The sequence below is a fragment of the Nitrospirillum viridazoti CBAmc genome (assembly GCF_000730165.1).
Lineage (GTDB): Bacteria > Pseudomonadota > Alphaproteobacteria > Azospirillales > Azospirillaceae > Nitrospirillum > Nitrospirillum viridazoti.
This window is the reverse complement of the sequence record NZ_CP022110.1, coordinates 392,896-408,606: the sequence shown is the minus strand read 5'-3', so window position 1 is coordinate 408,606 and position 15,711 is coordinate 392,896. Positions and strand designations below refer to the sequence as shown.

The 15,711-nt window shown below is 68.6% G+C and carries 17 protein-coding genes; 11 read left to right on the top strand and 6 right to left on the bottom strand.

Annotated features, from left to right (window positions below):
- Positions 1-258 precede the first annotated feature (258 nt).
- Positions 259-444 (bottom strand): zinc-finger domain-containing protein, encoded by a 186-nt coding sequence (locus Y958_RS02040; protein ID WP_040848315.1) that lies wholly within the window; start codon positions 442-444, stop codon positions 259-261.
- 168 nt (positions 445-612) lie between these two features.
- On the bottom strand, positions 613-1,725 hold the full coding sequence (locus Y958_RS02035) for an ISAs1 family transposase (RefSeq protein WP_088870575.1): 1,113 nt from the start codon (positions 1,723-1,725) through the stop codon (positions 613-615).
- Between the two features lie 227 nt (positions 1,726-1,952).
- On the opposite strand from Y958_RS02035, the gene Y958_RS02030 reads away from it, so the two are divergent.
- The 5 genes from Y958_RS02030 (at position 1,953) to Y958_RS02010 (ending at position 6,417) form a co-directional block, all read left to right on the top strand.
- On the top strand, positions 1,953-2,957 hold the full coding sequence (locus tag Y958_RS02030) for an ABC transporter ATP-binding protein (protein ID WP_186291223.1): 1,005 nt from the start codon (positions 1,953-1,955) through the stop codon (positions 2,955-2,957).
- Positions 2,944-4,008 (top strand): alpha/beta hydrolase, encoded by a 1,065-nt coding sequence (locus Y958_RS02025; RefSeq protein WP_088870708.1) that lies wholly within the window; start codon positions 2,944-2,946, stop codon positions 4,006-4,008. Before Y958_RS02030 ends, Y958_RS02025 begins: the two co-directional genes overlap by 14 nt.
- Positions 4,005-4,856 (top strand): ChbG/HpnK family deacetylase, encoded by an 852-nt coding sequence (locus Y958_RS02020; RefSeq protein ID WP_088870707.1) that lies wholly within the window; start codon positions 4,005-4,007, stop codon positions 4,854-4,856. Before Y958_RS02025 ends, Y958_RS02020 begins: the two co-directional genes overlap by 4 nt.
- Positions 4,857-4,934: 78 nt before the next feature.
- Positions 4,935-5,804, top strand: coding sequence for a TrmH family RNA methyltransferase (locus Y958_RS02015; protein ID WP_088870706.1), 870 nt, complete (start codon positions 4,935-4,937; stop codon positions 5,802-5,804).
- A gap of 1 nt (position 5,805) precedes the next feature.
- Positions 5,806-6,417, top strand: coding sequence for an rRNA large subunit pseudouridine synthase E (locus tag Y958_RS02010; protein ID WP_088870705.1), 612 nt, complete (start codon positions 5,806-5,808; stop codon positions 6,415-6,417).
- Here Y958_RS02010 and Y958_RS02005 read toward each other — a convergent pair.
- The 4 genes from Y958_RS02005 to Y958_RS01990 all read right to left on the bottom strand — a co-directional run bounded on the left by Y958_RS02005 (position 6,392) and on the right by Y958_RS01990 (position 9,765).
- Entirely contained in the window at positions 6,392-7,420 is a 1,029-nt protein-coding gene (locus tag Y958_RS02005; RefSeq protein ID WP_088870704.1) for an OmpA/MotB family protein, read from the bottom strand. The genes Y958_RS02010 and Y958_RS02005 overlap by 26 nt on opposite strands.
- Positions 7,410-8,297 carry a motility protein A gene (locus Y958_RS02000; protein ID WP_244909331.1) on the bottom strand — a complete coding sequence of 296 codons (888 nt, stop codon included), beginning with the start codon at positions 8,295-8,297 and terminating at the stop codon, positions 7,410-7,412. The genes Y958_RS02005 and Y958_RS02000 overlap by 11 nt, the downstream gene beginning before the upstream one ends.
- Positions 8,298-8,505: 208 nt before the next feature.
- Positions 8,506-8,970: a spore coat protein U domain-containing protein gene (locus Y958_RS01995; RefSeq protein WP_088870703.1), complete on the bottom strand. Its 465-nt coding sequence runs from the start codon at positions 8,968-8,970 to the stop codon at positions 8,506-8,508.
- A gap of 321 nt (positions 8,971-9,291) precedes the next feature.
- Positions 9,292-9,765: a Csu type fimbrial protein gene (locus tag Y958_RS01990; protein WP_088870702.1), complete on the bottom strand. Its 474-nt coding sequence runs from the start codon at positions 9,763-9,765 to the stop codon at positions 9,292-9,294.
- A 450-nt stretch (positions 9,766-10,215) separates the two neighbouring features.
- Between Y958_RS01990 and Y958_RS01985 the strand changes: the two genes are divergently transcribed.
- The 6 genes from Y958_RS01985 (at position 10,216) to Y958_RS01960 (ending at position 15,688) form a co-directional block, all read left to right on the top strand.
- Positions 10,216-10,605 (top strand): response regulator, encoded by a 390-nt coding sequence (locus Y958_RS01985; protein WP_004272313.1) that lies wholly within the window; start codon positions 10,216-10,218, stop codon positions 10,603-10,605.
- 5 nt (positions 10,606-10,610) lie between these two features.
- Positions 10,611-11,450 carry a protein phosphatase CheZ gene (locus Y958_RS01980; protein WP_004272314.1) on the top strand — a complete coding sequence of 280 codons (840 nt, stop codon included), beginning with the start codon at positions 10,611-10,613 and terminating at the stop codon, positions 11,448-11,450.
- 231 nt (positions 11,451-11,681) lie between these two features.
- Complete coding sequence (gene cdd / locus Y958_RS01975; RefSeq protein WP_088870701.1) at positions 11,682-12,170, top strand: cytidine deaminase; 489 nt, start codon at positions 11,682-11,684, stop codon at positions 12,168-12,170.
- Between the two features lie 12 nt (positions 12,171-12,182).
- Positions 12,183-12,992, top strand: coding sequence for a deoxyribose-phosphate aldolase (deoC, locus tag Y958_RS01970; protein ID WP_088870700.1), 810 nt, complete (start codon positions 12,183-12,185; stop codon positions 12,990-12,992).
- Between the two features lie 67 nt (positions 12,993-13,059).
- Positions 13,060-14,382, top strand: coding sequence for a thymidine phosphorylase (gene deoA / locus Y958_RS01965; RefSeq protein WP_088870699.1), 1,323 nt, complete (start codon positions 13,060-13,062; stop codon positions 14,380-14,382).
- A 319-nt stretch (positions 14,383-14,701) separates the two neighbouring features.
- A complete protein-coding gene (locus tag Y958_RS01960; RefSeq protein WP_088870698.1) occupies positions 14,702-15,688 on the top strand; it encodes a response regulator in 987 nt (328 codons plus the stop codon).
- The last annotated feature ends 23 nt before the right edge of the window (positions 15,689-15,711 follow it).

Below are 15,711 nucleotides of genomic sequence, written 5' to 3'. Positions count from 1 at the left end.
TTCAGGCCCCAAACATTGAGGTGCGGAGCCGGCGAACCTACTGGCCCTGGTATAACCCGGCGAGTCGCGGCCCGCTATCGATGCGGAAGAATAGGTCCCCGCGCCGGGGCGCCGGACAGGCCGGACGCCCCTGGCGCGTGATGTCAGGCCCATTGGGCCCGGCGTAAACCAGCGGCAGGACGTCGACAGCCCATGCCGCCACAGCCTCGGACTTCGCCCTCCCCCGTTCGGGGCGGCTTGACGGCCGTGGCCGCTGCTTTAGTGGCCGTGACCGGCATGGGCCTTGCCGGCCTCGGACAGAACGAAATGGCGGCCGCAATAGGGGCAGTCGATCTTGCCTTCCTTTTCCATGGTCAGATAGACCAGCGGATGGCCCAGGGCGCCGCCCCCGCCATCGCACCCGACGGACGGGGTGTCGACATAGATCGTCTCAATCGGCTGCATGGCCTCGGGCGCTCCATAATAAAGGTCCAGGGCGGGACGACTGTCCCGCCGACGCCCGGATCATAGCCAAGCGCGCCGCCGGATCAAGCGTGAGGCGCCCCGCCCGGTTCCGCCTCGGGCGGACCTCCTTGGTGGGGGGTGTGATGCAGGGGAATCGCTTGAAGGGGGTTATGCGGACTGTGTGATGACGGCGTGAAGGTATTGGGTATCCCATGCGGCGGATTTTCTTCGGACTTTGAGGCTGTGCTTATCCTTTGCGCCGCGCAGGAGGTTCAAGGCCATGTGTCGGATGGTTGCCATGTTGTGGGGGCCGTTGCCGGATCTGAGACGGCTCAAGTCTTCATGGAAGACGACATCGAGGACCCAGTGGAGCCGGTTTTCGATATGCCAGTGGGCTCGGACGGCATGAGCGAAGAGGCGCGTGTCGAGTTTTTGAGATGACAGGTAGTATCGGCGTTCCCGGCTGGTTTTGCCGTCACGCTCGATCTCGGCTTCGACCATGGCGATGGCCTTGAGGCCGGGGAAGCGGGGCTCGCCGGGGAAGCGGCGGTCTGTGGTAAGCCAGTCAACTTCGTGGCTGACGACATGGCGGCGCACCTCGATGCGGCCGTGCTCGCCATCGGTCGTGTCGAACGTGTCGGCGGCAGGCAGATCGTCGAAGTGGCGGATGACCTCGCTGTGCAGGTTGGGCCAGTTCTCTTTGATGGCCAGCAGGTAATCGGCGCCTTTATCGAGAATCTTCTGGGCGATCTTGGTCTGGCAGCCCATCGCATCGATGGTGACGAGCGCCCCGGTCAACGCCAAGCGGTCGAGCAGCAACGGAATGGCCGTAATCTCATTCGACTTGGCCTCGCAAGCTTGCTGGCCCAGCACCAAGCGCTGCCGGCTGGCCCAGGCTGAAACGAGATGCAGCGGATTGCGATCCTTCGCCCGGTCATGCGTCCGCCGCGAGGTCTTACCGTCGATCGCGACGATGTCGGGCTCGGCCTCGCGCAGCCCCTCGACCCAGTCGCCGAAGCATCGCGCAAAAAGATCGCCGTCGAGCGCGTTGAGGATGTCGTTCAGCGTATCGTGGCTCGGAATCCCGCCCGCATAGGGCAAAAACCGCCGCAGGAAATCCCGGTTCATCGTGCCCCAGCGCCGAATCTCGACGAAATCCTCAGCCCCCGCGATCGTTGCGCAGAGCACCACAAGCAGAATCTCCGGCAGTGGATAAATGACCTTCCAGGATTGCCGCGGATCGCTGAGCGCCGCAAAATGGTCGAGAAGCGAACCGGCCATCGAGAACTCCAGATCAATGGAGCCTCCTACGAATCACAGATCGCCACCGCTCCGAAAGCCCCGTCTTGTCAAGACCCGCTTCAAGCGATTGCCGTGGGGTGTGATGGCCGTGGTTGACCGTGGTCAAGGCGGGGGTGTACGCCTTTTCGGCCCCGGCTTTCCTGGGTTTTCCCCTTTTTCGGGCCCGCATGTTTCCCGGCCCCGTCATCATGGACCGTCCCGACCCCATGCCCGACACGCGCGCGCCCGACACCCAACCCGCCCCGTCCGCCCCCACCGGCAGCCCGCCCGAGCTGGCGATCGAGCTGCGTGGGCTCACCAAGACCTACAAGGCCTCCGGCAAGGCGCCGGCCAAGCTGGCGCTGAAAGGCATCGATCTGGCGATTCCCCGCGGCTCGGTCTATGGCCTGCTGGGTCCCAACGGCGCCGGCAAGTCCACCATGATCAACATCCTGGCGGGCCTAGTCACCAAGAGCGGCGGCACCGCCAAGATCTGGGGCATCGACATCGACCAGGACCCGCGGGCTGCCCGCGCCGCCATCGGCGTGGTGCCCCAGGAACTGAACATGGATCCGTTCTTCACCCCGCGTGAGCTGCTGGACCTGCAGGCCGGCCTGTACGGCGTGCCCAAGCGCGAGCGGCAGACCGACCGCCTGCTGGAGGCGGTGGGCCTGAAGGACAAGGCCAACGCCTATGCCCGCACCCTGTCGGGCGGCATGCGCCGCCGCCTGATGGTGGCCAAGGCCATGGTGCATACCCCGCCGGTGCTGGTGCTGGACGAACCCACGGCCGGCGTGGACGTGGAACTGCGCCAGTCGCTGTGGGCCCATGTGCGCGAACTGAACCGCGCCGGCACCACCGTGGTGCTGACCACCCACTACCTGGAAGAAGCGCAGGAGCTGTGCGACAGCATCGCCATCATCAACCACGGCCAGGTGGTGGCGTGCGACAGCACCGACCGCCTGCTGCGCACCCTGGACCGCAAAGACCTGGTGGCGGTGGTGGACCAGGATCTGACCGAGGTGCCCGCCACTCTGGCGGGTTTCGAAGTGACGCTGAAGGGCCGCCAGTTGACGGTGCAATACCCGCCCAGCCGCGTGAAGGTGGGGGAGGTGCTGAACGCCATCGCCGCTGCCGGCCTGACCATCGTGGACCTCAGCACCAAGGAGTCGGACCTGGAGGACATCTTCCTGCAGCTGACCCGCGCGCCCGCCGGCAATGGCGCGGGCTGAGGACAACGCCCTTTCCCCCACCGCACCGCGCTGGCGCCCCCGCTGGCTGGCGGCGGTAGCACTTGGCCTGTCTGTCACGGCCTGCGCCCCCACCGCCCGGGTGGCCGGGCCCCCGGTGGTCGTCACCCCTCAGCTGACGACGGCGGGCATCACCGCCCGCGACGGCGCCATCCTGCCCACGCAGTCCTGGCTGCCCGCGGAGGGGCCGCCGCACGCCGTCATCCTGGCGCTGCACGGCTTCAACGACTATGCCAATTCCTATGACGCCCCCGGCCGCTGGTGGGCGCAACACGGCGTGGCGACCTATGCCTATGACCAGCGGGGCTTCGGCCGTAATCCGCACCCCGGCGTCTGGGCCGGCGGCGACGTCATGGTGCGCGACATGTGGGACGCCGCCGCCGCCCTGCACGACCGCTACCCCGACACGCCGCTGTTCCTGACGGGGGAGAGCATGGGCGCCGCCGTGCTGATGACGGCTCTGGCGGGGCATGCCCTGCCGGCAGGCTTCAAAGGCGTCATCCTGACCGCGCCGGCCGTATGGTCGCGCGGCACCATGCCCTTTTACCAGCGCTGGGCCCTGGCCATCGCCAACTGGACCGTCCCCTGGCTGAGCCTGACGCCGCCGCGCGGCTTGATCCATGTGCAGGCGTCGGACAACATCCCGATGCTGATCGCCCTGGGCCGCGACCCCCTGGTGGTGAAGGCCACCCGCGTGGACGCGCTGGAGGGCCTGACCGACCTGATGGATGCCGCCATGGATGCCGCCCCCCGCTTCAAGGTGACGTCCCTGGTGATGTACGGCCAGCATGAGGAGTTGATCCCGCGCGAGCCCATGTGCAAGGCCCTGGCCCACCTGCCGGACGCCAGCCAGGGCGGTCCGCGCATTGCCTTCTATCCCACGGCCTGGCACATGATGCTGCGCGACCTGCACGCCCAGATCGTCTGGCAGGACATCCTGGCCTGGATCACAGACCCGGCCGCCCCCCTGCCCAGCGGCATGGACACCAACCCGGAAATCCCCACGCTGCTGGCCGAGGGGCGCACGCCATGACCGCAACCATTGTCCTGAACGCCGACGACTACGGTTTGTCCCCGGGGGTCTCCCAAGGCATCCTGGCCCTGATCCGCCAGGGGCGCCTGTCGGGCACCAGCTGCATGACCGCCACCCCCTTTTGGCCGCAGCACGCGCCCTGGCTGGCGGAGGTGGCGGACCGGGCCGACATCGGCCTGCACCTGACCCTGACGGACCAGGAACCGGCGGGCCCCTGCCCGGCCCTGGCACCCACCGGCCGCTTCGGCAGCGTAGGCGACCTGATGATCCGGTCCCTGACCGGCCGGCTGATGGACACCGCATCCCAAGCCGACCTGAAGGCGGAGATCGGGCGCCAACTGGACCTGTTCGAGGCCCATGCCGGCCGGCCGCCCTCCCACGTCGACGGGCACCAGCATGTCCACCTGCTGCCCGGCGTGCGCGGCTTGGTGCTGGACGCCGTGGCCCGCCGCTACCCCCGGGGCAGCGTCTATGTCCGCGACTGCGCCGAGCCCATGGCCGCCGTGCTGGCGCGCGGGGTGGACAGCGTGAAGGCCCTGATCATCGCCAGCCTGGCGCGGGGCCTGGCCGCCGCCGCCGCCCGGCGCGGCATCCCCACCAACCGGGGCTTCCGCGGCGTCTATGACTTCGGCCCCGACCGCGACTTCCCGGCGCTGATGGCGAGGTTCCTGGCGCCCGCGCGCGACCGCGCGTTGATCATGGTGCACCCGGCCCTGCCGGATGAGGTGCTGGCCGGGCTGGACCCGGTGGTGGCCAGCCGCCAGGTAGAACAGGCCTATCTGTCGGGCGACGCCTTCGCCCACTTGCTGGAGGAAATGGGAGTAAGACTGGGGCGCTTGCAGGGTTGAGACAAAACGGGTTGACCCCGTAAGGCCCCACGCGCTTCATGCGGCCCCATCACAGCCATTCGCGATCGAGGACCAGGGATGCCGGACCCCCGCAGCGCCAAAGGGCCGTCCAAGGCCGCCCCCAGCAAGCCCGCCGCCACCGAAGGCGCGGTGGGCGAGAGTATCCGGCGCAAGGCCTTCCGCATCCTGGGCCTGCCGGCCGTGGCCGCCCTGTTCGCGCGCGACCCCGACCGGGTGGAGCGGCTGTTCTTCGACGATCGCATGAAGGAAAAGGTTGGCGCCTACTGCGCCGGCCTGGCGCAGGCGCGCAAGGTCTACCGCCTGCTGCCGGCGGAGGAGATGGAGAAGGTGGCAGGCACGCCCCTGCATGGCGGCGTGGTGGCCGTGGCCGCCCCCCGCCCCGTCCTGCCCCTGGACATGGACGAGGCGGCGCGATGGGCGGCGGCGGGCGAGCCGCTGATGATCCTGGACGGCGTGGGCAACCCCCACAACCTGGGCGCCATCGTCCGCACCTGCGCCTTCTTCGGCATCAACCGCCTGGTGCTCTCCGACCATGCCGAACAGGCCCTGCCATCCGAGGCCGCCTACCGCGTGGCCGAGGGCGGGTTCGAGTATGTGACGCTCTACCAGCTGCCGCGCTTCGCCCAAAGCCTGCGCCACCTGCGCGCCCATTACCGCATCGTCGGCACCGCCCTGGGAGATCATCCCGACCCGGCCACCGTGCTGTCGACCGCCGCCGGCGGCAATGCCGGCGCCAAGCCCGCCGCCCTGATCCTGGGCAATGAGGAGGTGGGCCTGCCCGCCACCACGCTGCAGGCCTGCAACCAGCTGGTCACCCTGCGCGGCAGCGGTCAGGTGCAGTCGCTGAACGTCTCCGCCACCGCCGCCATCCTGGTGCACGCCCTGGCGACCCCTGGGGCGGCGACCCCTGGGGCCCGGCGGGCCTGAGATGCCCCGGCTGATCCTGTTCAACAAGCCCTATGACGTGCTGTCGCAATTCAGCGACGAAACCGGCCGGACCACGGTGAAGGATTATGTCGACGTGCCGGATGTCTATCCGGCGGGGCGGCTGGACCGGGACAGCGAGGGCCTGCTGGTCCTGAGCGACGACGGCCCCTTCATCCACCGCATCGCCGACCCCAAGCACAAGCTGGCGAAGACCTATTGGGCGCAGGTCGAGGGCGTGCCGGACGAAGCGGCGCTGGCGGCCCTGCGCCGGGGCGTCACGCTGAAGGACGGCCCCACCCTGCCGGCGGGCGCCCGGCTGATGGAAGAGCCGCCCAATCTATGGCCCCGTGATCCGCCCATCCGCTACCGCGCCGCCATTCCCACCAGTTGGGTCGAGCTGACCTTGAGGGAGGGGCGCAACCGCCAGGTTCGCCGCATGACGGCCGCTGTGGGCTTCCCCACCTTGCGCCTGGTGCGCTGGGCCGTGGGCGACTGGACGTTGGACGACCTGGCGCCCGGGCAGTGGCGCGACGTGCCCTTTCCCCCTCGGTCCGCACCGGCTAAAGCGCCCGCTGCCAAAACGCCCCTTAGGGCGTTTCGACGATCAAGGTGACGCGCCGGTCGGCGGCGCGGTCATGGTCCGGCGCGTTTGGGTCGGTGTTGGCGCCCGGGGGCGACACATGCGGCCGAGTGTCGGCATAGCCCACGGCCCGCAGGCGGTTGGCCGGCACGCCGTCGCTGATCAGCATGCGCACCACGGCGGCGGCGCGGGCGGCCGACAGTTCCCAGTTGCTTGGGAAGCGGGCGGTGCTGATGGCGTTGCTGTCGGTGTGCCCCTCCACCGTCACCATGCCCTTCAGCGACTGCAACACCGGCACCAGGCGCGACAGGATCTGCTGCCCCTCATCGCCCAGGTCGGCGCGGCCGGAGGCGAACAGCACCCGGTCCTTGATCTCGATGGATAGGCCCTTGCCGTGCGGCGTGACCTGCACGTCGGGCGGCAGGTCCTGCGCCTCAAGGTCCTGGGCCAGGCGCTTGGCCTCCTCCGTCGGTTCCTCCGCCGGGCCAGCCTCCGGCAGGGCATCCTGGGGCGGGCGCTGCGGCGGATAGGGGGGCACCGGCGGTAAGGTGGGGCTGGACATGGACGCGGCCGTCGGGTTCTTCGCCATGTCGCGGGCGGGGGCGCCCACCGGGCTGGCCGAGACGGCCACGCGGCCGGCACCCGGCTGGTTGTTGTCGGACTTCAGCTTCAGCCGGCCGTTGATGCCCAGGATGGCCACCATCCCCAGGAACACGATCATCAGCAGCGTGACCATGTCCATGTAGCTGATGACCCACTCCTCCGACTCCTCCGCCGGCTCGCCGGGCATGCGGCCGGGGACGGTGCGGTTCTGCACCGCGCGGCCACCCCGGGCCCGGATGTCGGGCCGGCCGGGGGCCTTGGTCTCCGCCACCGGTTTCGCGGTCCCCGGCTTCACAGCGGCCGCCCCCGGCATCACCGGCGGCGGCACGGGAACGCCGGAGGCATAGACCCGGGCGGTGTGCCGGGGCTTGGGCGGCGGAGGGGGATCGCCGCCGCCGCCGGCCCCGCCGCCGGACTGGTCACTAGGCGCCACCCCAATCCTCCTCCCGCGCGTCGCGCAGGTAATGGTCCAGGCTGTCCTGAATGATGGTGGGGGAACGGCCGAGATGGGTCAGCACCACCCCCTCCAGCAGCACGTTCATCAGCGCGACCCGGCGGCCAGTGCGCTGTTCCAGCTTGATGGCGATGGGCTTGAACACCAGGTTGGCCAGCACCAGGCCGTAGAGGGTGGCCAGCATGGCCACCGCCATGCTGCCGCCGATCAGGCCGATGTCACCCTCGCCCAGGTGCTTCAGCATGCCGACCATGCCGGCCAGCGTGCCCAGCAGGCCGAAGGCGGGGGAGAAGGTGGCGAGGGTGCGGAAGAATCGCGACTGCCCGGCCTCCAGCTCCATCTGCTTCTGGATGCGCCAGTTCATGACCTGCAGCAGGTCTTCCAGCGGCTGGGCGTCCACCACCATCTGCAGGCCCAGCCGCAGGAAGGGGTGGGCCACGCGCTGGGCCCGTTCGTCGGCCGCCTGGATGCGCTTCTCATGCAGGTGGCGGGCAACCTCCATCAGTTCGGCGACATCGGCGCGGATGCTGTCGCGGTCGCGCACAATGCCGACCAGTGCGCCCAGGGCGGCGCGGATCTCATCGCCGCGGAAGGCCAGCAAGGCCACGCAGACGACGCCGCCCAGCACGATCAGCAGGCCCTCGGGATTGTAATAGAAATGCCAGTTGCCGCCGGCGGAAACGACGAACCAGAGCAGGGCGACGGTGGCCAGCACACCCGCCAGCGTCGTGCCAATGAAGCGGGAGGTGACGCCCCCCTTGGCGGGTCCCCGATTGCCGGGCCCGCGATTGCCGGACCCGGGCCTGGCGGCCGGCGCATTGCGCACCGGGCGCGCGCCGCGTTCATTCACAGTCACGCCCTTGCCCCTAATAACAACGGTGTCGATGCCGCCTGCCCCGGCGGCGTGAGCCACAGATTAACCGACCGGCTTCCGTGAATACACCCTGCTTAGAAGATCAAGGATTTAGGCGGCAAAACGGCGACGACCCCGCCCGGGTGATCCAGGCGGGGCCGTCCAGGCGGGGCCGTAATGTCAGCCGAACCGGTGCGGTTGCGGGGCGGGATCAGCGGCCCTGGATGGTGATGGTGAGGGTGTCGGTGTAGCTGCCGGCGATGGCCTGGGCGTTGGCGGGGACGGTGACGGCGACGGTGGCGGTCTTGTTGAACTGGGCGGAAGAGCGGACGACGTTGACGCTGCTGCCGCTGGACTGGCCGTCGTAGATGGGGGTGTAGCTGACGGGCTGGGCGCCGGTGGCGTTGGACTTCAGGGTGCCGCCGTTGGCGGACTGGACGCTGATCTGGTAGCCGGCGCCGTCGTTGCAGGTCTCGACGACGCTGCCGACGGTGACGGCGTTGGAACCGGTCAGGATGTTCAGCTGGGCACCGGCATCGGTGACGCTGACGGTGCAGGTCTGGGCGACGGTGCTGTTCAGCTGGATGGTGCCGGAGGCGGCGGCCGTGGCGGCGAAGGCGGGGGTGGCGGCCAGGGAGACGGCGGCGATCAGGGCGGCGGCGGCGAAGCGGATCATGACAAGGGTTCCTATCGGTTCGGCTGGGCTTGTTGCCCGATTGCTTTGATGTGAGATGTAAAAGCAATCGCGATGCCAGAACCGGGACCAAGTCGGCATTAATCCATTAACACATTGATATCATTAATTTATCTGATTTAACGCCGCGCAGCGTGCCCAGGCATGCCGGCGGCGCTGTTGCGTCGCGCACCATGCGAAAGGTTAGGAATTCAGCTGAATCAATGCATTAGGATTTGCAGTCCGCCAGACGGCGGACACGCGAAAGGGCGCCCCGGCATGGGGCGCCCTCTCCCGAACCTGAGGGTGGCCGTCGCTGGCGGCTTACTTGCCGGCGATGGTGATGGTCAGGGTGTCGGCGTAGCTGCCGGCGATGGCCTGGGCGTTGGCCGGGACGGTCACGGAGACGTTCGAGGTCTTGTTGAACTGGGCGCCGGAGCGGGTGACGGCAAAGCTGCTGCCCGAACCGTTGGTGCCGTCGTAGGTGGTGGTGTAGCTGACGGCCTGGGCGCCGGTGGCGGAGGACTTCAGGGTGCCGTTGTTGGCGGAGGCGACGGTGATGGTGTAGCCGGCGCCGTCGTTGCAGTTCTCGACCACGCTGCCGACGGCGACATTGCTGGAGCCGGACAGGATGTTCAGGGTGGCGCCGGCATCGGTGACGGCCACGGTGCAGGTCTGGGCGACGGAGCTGTTCAGCTGGATGGTGCCCGAGGCGCCGGCGGCGGCGAAGGCGGGGGCGGCGGCGAACAGGGCCCCAGAAAACAGGACAGTGGCGGCGGCGGCGGCAATGCGGATCATGATGAGGTTCCTATCGGTTCGGGTGGGCGGCTTGAGCGGCCCCGGTTGGTTCATGTCTGGTTATTAAGCACCCGCCGTGCCAACGGAACGGGTCCGGCACCGTTCCGTCGCAAAAACTCAACAAAATCAGTGTATTATAGGAAAACGCCGGAGCAGTCATAGTCATAGGCCTTTTTGCATATGCCTCTTTCCGAGATCATCAGTTGCTTACCGCATCGCACCCTTGGGATAGGGTTTTTTATTTGTGCATTGCGTTGTGCAACAAGCCGCATTCCGCTCGCCTCACCCACGTCCGCCGATGGCGGCACTTCTTCTTTCGACGCTCCCCATACGGGTGGGTGATGGGCGAGAACCCAGACTCGTGCTAGGGTCCCGCGGGATATCACGCTCGTAAACACCCCGGTGGGCCCGCCCACCGCATCGCCAAGTACCCTCCGGAGACATGTTCCTATGGCCAAGGCCTCTGCCACCCCCGTCCTCGTTGTTGACGACTACGCCACCATGCGCCGCATCGTGCGCAACCTGCTGACCCAGATCGGCTTCACCCAGATCGAAGAGGCCGCCGATGGCGCGGAGGCCCTGGGCAAGCTGCGCGGCTCCAACGTCGGCCTGGTCATTTCCGACTGGAACATGGAGCCCATGACCGGCCTGCAGCTGCTGAAGGAAGTGCGCGCGGACGTCCGCCTGAAGAGCACACCGTTCATCATGGTCACCGCCGAATCGAAGACCGAGAACGTCGTTGCCGCCAAGGAAGCCGGCGTCAACAACTACATCGTGAAGCCGTTCAACGCCGAAACGCTGAAAAAGAAGATCGAGAGCGTCCTCGGCACGCTGGAGTAACCCGCATGGGCCAGAAGACGGGTGTGGTTGAAACGGCGGCCATCACGGCCGCCGATTACACGGCTATTGAGGCCGAGTTGCTGAACGATCCGCGGACCCGCGCCTTTCTGGAAAAGCGCGACGCCCATATGCGGAACGTAGGCGCGTCCACCGGCGGGGATTTGCTGGGCATGCTGCGGACCGAGGTCGGTAAGCTGCAGTCCATGAGCCATCAGCTGAGCGATGGCAGCATGGCCATCGCCGGCCAGCACCCGCACATGCACATGATGCGGCATGAACTGCGGCAGCTGTCTTCGCATATCGAGCAGACCAAGCAGGAAATCGCCCAGATGGTGCCCAAGGATTCGGCCAACAGCCGCATCCTGGCCGCCACCTCGGAACTGGACGCCATCGTCACCGCGACGGAACGGGCGACCAGCGACATCCTGTCCGCCGCGGAGGCCATCCAGGCCACCACCGAACGTCTGGCCCGCACCGGTCACATCGACGTGATCGAAATCGCCACCGATATCGAAAACCACGTCATGTCCATCCTGATGGCCTGCAGCTTCCAGGACATCACCGGCCAGCGCACCACCAAGGTGGTGAACACGCTGCGCTATATCGAGCATCGCGTGGCGGCGATGATCGGCATCTGGGGGGTGGAAGGCAACGGCGACCCGATGATGTCCACCAAGCCCGGCGACACCCGCCCGGACGCCCACCTGCTGAATGGCCCGTCCCTGACGGACGTCAGCCAGGACAACATCGACGCCCTGTTCAATGCCGCCGGTGGCGAGGCGCCCAAGCCGGCCAAGCCCACCGGTCCCAGCAGCCAGTCTGACATCGACGCCCTGTTTGATTAAGACGGGGTTTGATTAAGATGGCCGCCGCAGGGCGGCACACCAGCGCCTGAAAGTGGTGAAAGCGGTCCCTCAAAGGCCGCTTTCGCATTTTCGGGCCTTGCGATTCCATCGCCTTGGGCACACCCTGCGACTTGACCATTTGGTCAGGTTATGGCGGTGTCCCCATGCCAACCTGCTGGTACCGCCCTATCCCGCCTTCCGCACCCCCCGGATCAGGAGACGCCGACGGCCATGACCGCCACCCCGCCCGCCCCGGCCCCCACACCGGCCCCCACTGCGGCCCCCACTGCGGCCCCCACTGCGGCCGTGCCTGAACTGTTCGCCGCCGCGGCGGCCGCGCGCGGCCATGCCCACGCGCCCTATTCCCGTTTCCTGGTGGGGGCGGCCCTGCGCACGCCGGACGGCGCCGTCTTCGCCGGCGGCAACGTGGAAAACGCGGCCTATCCGCAGGGCCAGTGCGCGGAGGCCAGCGCCATCGGCGCCATGGTGGCGGGCGGAAAGAAGCGCATCGCCGAGATCGTGGTCATCGGCGCGCCGGCTGACCCGTCCGCCGACACATCGGGCCTGTGCACGCCCTGCGGCGGCTGCCGCCAGCGCCTGCGCGAATTCTCCACGCCCGACACCCTGATCCATGTGGCCGGGCCGGAGGGGGTGCGCGCCACCTTCACCATGGACCAGCTGCTGCCCTTCTCCTTTGGGCCGGACAACCTCAGTTTCTAATCTGGTAGCGCCATGACCGATCCCCAGTCGCCAGAAGGAAAGGCCCTGGCCCGCCGCGCCCTGCCGCTGCTGGACCTGACGAGCCTGAACGAGGAAGAGGACGAGGCCACGACCGACGCGCTGTGCGCCCGGGCCGTCAGCCCGGCGGGCCGCGTGGCCGCCGTCTGCCTGTGGCCCAGCTTCGTCCCCCAGGCGCGCGCGCGGCTGGCCGGCACGGGCGTGCGCATCGCCACGGTGGTGAACTTTCCCGGCGGCAGCCTGTCACCGGAAAAGGTGGCGGAGCAGACGCTGGCCGCCCTGGCCGACGGCGCCGACGAGATCGACGTGGTCATCCCCTATCACAGCATCATGCACTACCCCAACAGCACCCAGCCGGATGAGGTGCTGGCCGCCACGCGCGAGGCGGCGGGCGATGCCGTCATGAAAGTCATCCTGGAAACCGGCAGCCTGGCCAAGCCCGTCTTCATCGAAAGGGCGGTGGAGATCGCCGTGCGCAACGGCGCCGATTTCCTGAAGACCTCCACCGGCAAGGTGCAGATCGGCGCCACCCTGGGGGCCGCCCGCATCATGCTGGAGGCCTGCCGCGACAGCCTGAAGCCGGACGACGACGGCAATCCTCGCCGGCCCGTGGGCTTCAAGGCCTCCGGCGGCATCCGCGACCTGGACGGGGCGCGTGACTATCTGGCGCTGGCCGACAAGATCTGCGGCCCCGGCTGGGTCAGCCCAGCCACCTTCCGCTTCGGCGCCTCGGGCCTGCTGGATGCCCTGCTGGCAGCCCTGGGCCAGGGCGACGGCCGGCCGGCGACTACCAGCAGGTATTGAGCCCCCTTTCATCGACCTTCCGCGCCGCCCCTCCGGCGGACGCCCCCATACGCGAACGGACCATTCCATGCTTCCCCAAGAAATCATCCGCCAGAAGCGTGATGGCGGCCGCCTGGCCGCCGCGGACATTACCGACTTCGTGCGCGGCCTGACCGACGGCCGCGTCACCGAGGGCCAGGCCGCCGCCTTCGCCATGGCCGTCTATTTCCAGGGGCTGGAGATGGAGGAGCGCGTGGCCCTGACCCGCGCCATGACCCAGTCCGGCACGGTGATGGAATGGCGGTCGCAGAACCTGCCCGGCCCCATCCTAGACAAGCATTCCACCGGTGGCGTCGGCGACAAGGTCAGCCTGCTGCTGGCGCCCCTGGTGGCGGCCTGCGGCGGCTTCGTGCCCATGCTGTCCGGCCGGGGCCTGGGCCACACCGGCGGCACCTTCGACAAGATGGAAAGCATCCCCGGCTATGTCGTGCAGCCGGACCTGGAGAGGCTGCGCCAGGTAGTGCGCGAGGTGGGCTGTGCCGTCATCGGCGCCACGTCCGACCTGGCGCCGGCCGACCGCCGCCTCTACTCCATCCGCGACGTGACCGCGACGGTGGAAAGCATCGACCTCATCACCGCCAGCATCCTGTCCAAGAAGCTGGCCGCGGGGCTGGACGGCCTGGTCATGGACGTGAAGTTCGGCAGCGGTGCCTTCATGGCCAAGTACGATGACGCCCAGGCCCTGGCCCGCAGCATCGCCAGCGTGGCGCGCGGCGCCGGCCTGCCCACTGTGTCGCTGCTGACCGACATGAACGAGGTGCTGGGCACCACCGCCGGCAACGCGGTGGAGGTGGCGGAGTGCGTGGCCATCCTGAAGGGCGAGGCGCCGGAGGCCCGCCTGTGGGATGTGACGCGGGAGCTGACGGCCGAACTGGTGCTGCTGGGCAAGCTGGCCACGGATCTGGATGAGGCGCGGGCCAAGGTGGACCGGGCCCTGGCCGACGGCAGCGCCGCCGACCGCTTCAGCCGCATGGTGACCGCCCTGGGGGGCCCGGCCGACTTCCTGGAACGGTCGGACACCTACCTGGCCGCGGCACCGGTGGTGCGCGACATCCATGCGGCGGAGGCGGGCACCGTCACCGCCGTGGACACCCGCGCCGTCGGCATCGCCGTGGTGGCCCTGGGCGGCGGCCGCACCCGGCCGCAGGACGGCGTGGACCATCGCGTCGGCTTCACCGGCATCGTGGGATTGGGCGACCAGGTCGATCCCGCCGGCCGGCCGCTGGCCCGCGTGCACGCCGCCACCGAGGCAGACGCCGATGCCGCCGTGGCGGCTTTACGCCAGGCCTTCACCCTGGGCGCCGGCCCGGCCACACGCGGCCCCACGGTGACAGAGCGCATCCTCGGCTGATCGCCTGGCCGATGCCCCGGCCATCATTGGCCAAAGCGGGCGCCGCCCCGTGGCACCCATGTATCAGGGGGCGTGACCGCCCCCTGATTTCAGAACTCGCCGATGGGGAATACCAGCGGGTCTTGGCGGCTTGACCGCCACTATCGGGGGCATCCTTTCGGATCCGGCCACCTGTTCTCGCATTTATTGCATTCTTGACGGTAAACGGCCATGATTCGCCCGCGTCGTTGGGCTGTCGGAATGACCACCCGCGGCTCATCCCCTGGTCCCCTGAGACGCCGGCCCGCCGGCCCTCGCCGCCTTGAAGTCCGCCGCCCCCATGGCCACCGATCTCAGCAAGATCCAGACCCTGCTGGTTGATGCCGACCTGAACACCCGGCGCATCCTGCGCGCCATGCTGGCCCGCATGGGCATGGACAAGGTGACGGACCATGCCAACCTGGCTGAGGCCGCCGGCAGCCCGGCCACCATAGATCTGGTCATCCTGGATGCCGACCAGGCGGAGGGGGCCGCCCTGCGCTGGATCCACGCCATCCGCCACGGCCTGACGACGCTGAACCCCTTCGTGGGCGCCATCGTCATGACCTGGAACCCCACACAGCAGATGATGATCCGCTTCGCCGGTTCCGGCGCGGACGACATCCTGGTGAAGCCCTATTCGCCCAAGCAGGTGCAAGACCGGCTGGTCAACCTGATCGAGAACCGCAAGAAGTTCGTCGTCACCAGCGACTATATCGGGCCGGACCGCCGCCGCAGCCCCCGCGAGGGACAGGTGGTGCAGCTGATCGATGTGCCCAACCCCCTGCGACTGAAGTGCACGGGGGAGTTCGACCGCGTGAACATCCATGAACTGACGGCCCACGCCGCCCAGGTCATCGATTCGGAAAAGGTCATCCGCCACGGCTTCCAGGTCGCGTTCCTGGTGGAATTCGCCCTGCCCGGCCTGTCGGTGCACCCGCCAGAAAAGCGCGCCATGGACCATGCCCTGCGGGCGGCCCATGTGCTGGAAGACCTGGAGCGGCGCCTGCCCCCGGGGGAGCTGCGGCTGGAGGCCACCACCCACATCCGCCGCATGGAAAACCTGCTGGGCATCCTGAAGACCCGTGGCACCCTGCCCGCCGACGAGGTGGAGGCGCTGCGCCGCGAGGCCCACGCCCTGATGGGCCTGACCAGCCGGGTGGACGATCCGGAAAAGCGCATGAACGAGGTGCTGGCCGCCGTCGTCGGTTATCGCACCCGGCTGGATCAGCTGACCCTGGCCAAGACCGCCGAGGCAGCGGCCTCCGCCGGCGGCGCCGGCGCGTAGGCCCCCTGCGGCACCAAGACTGC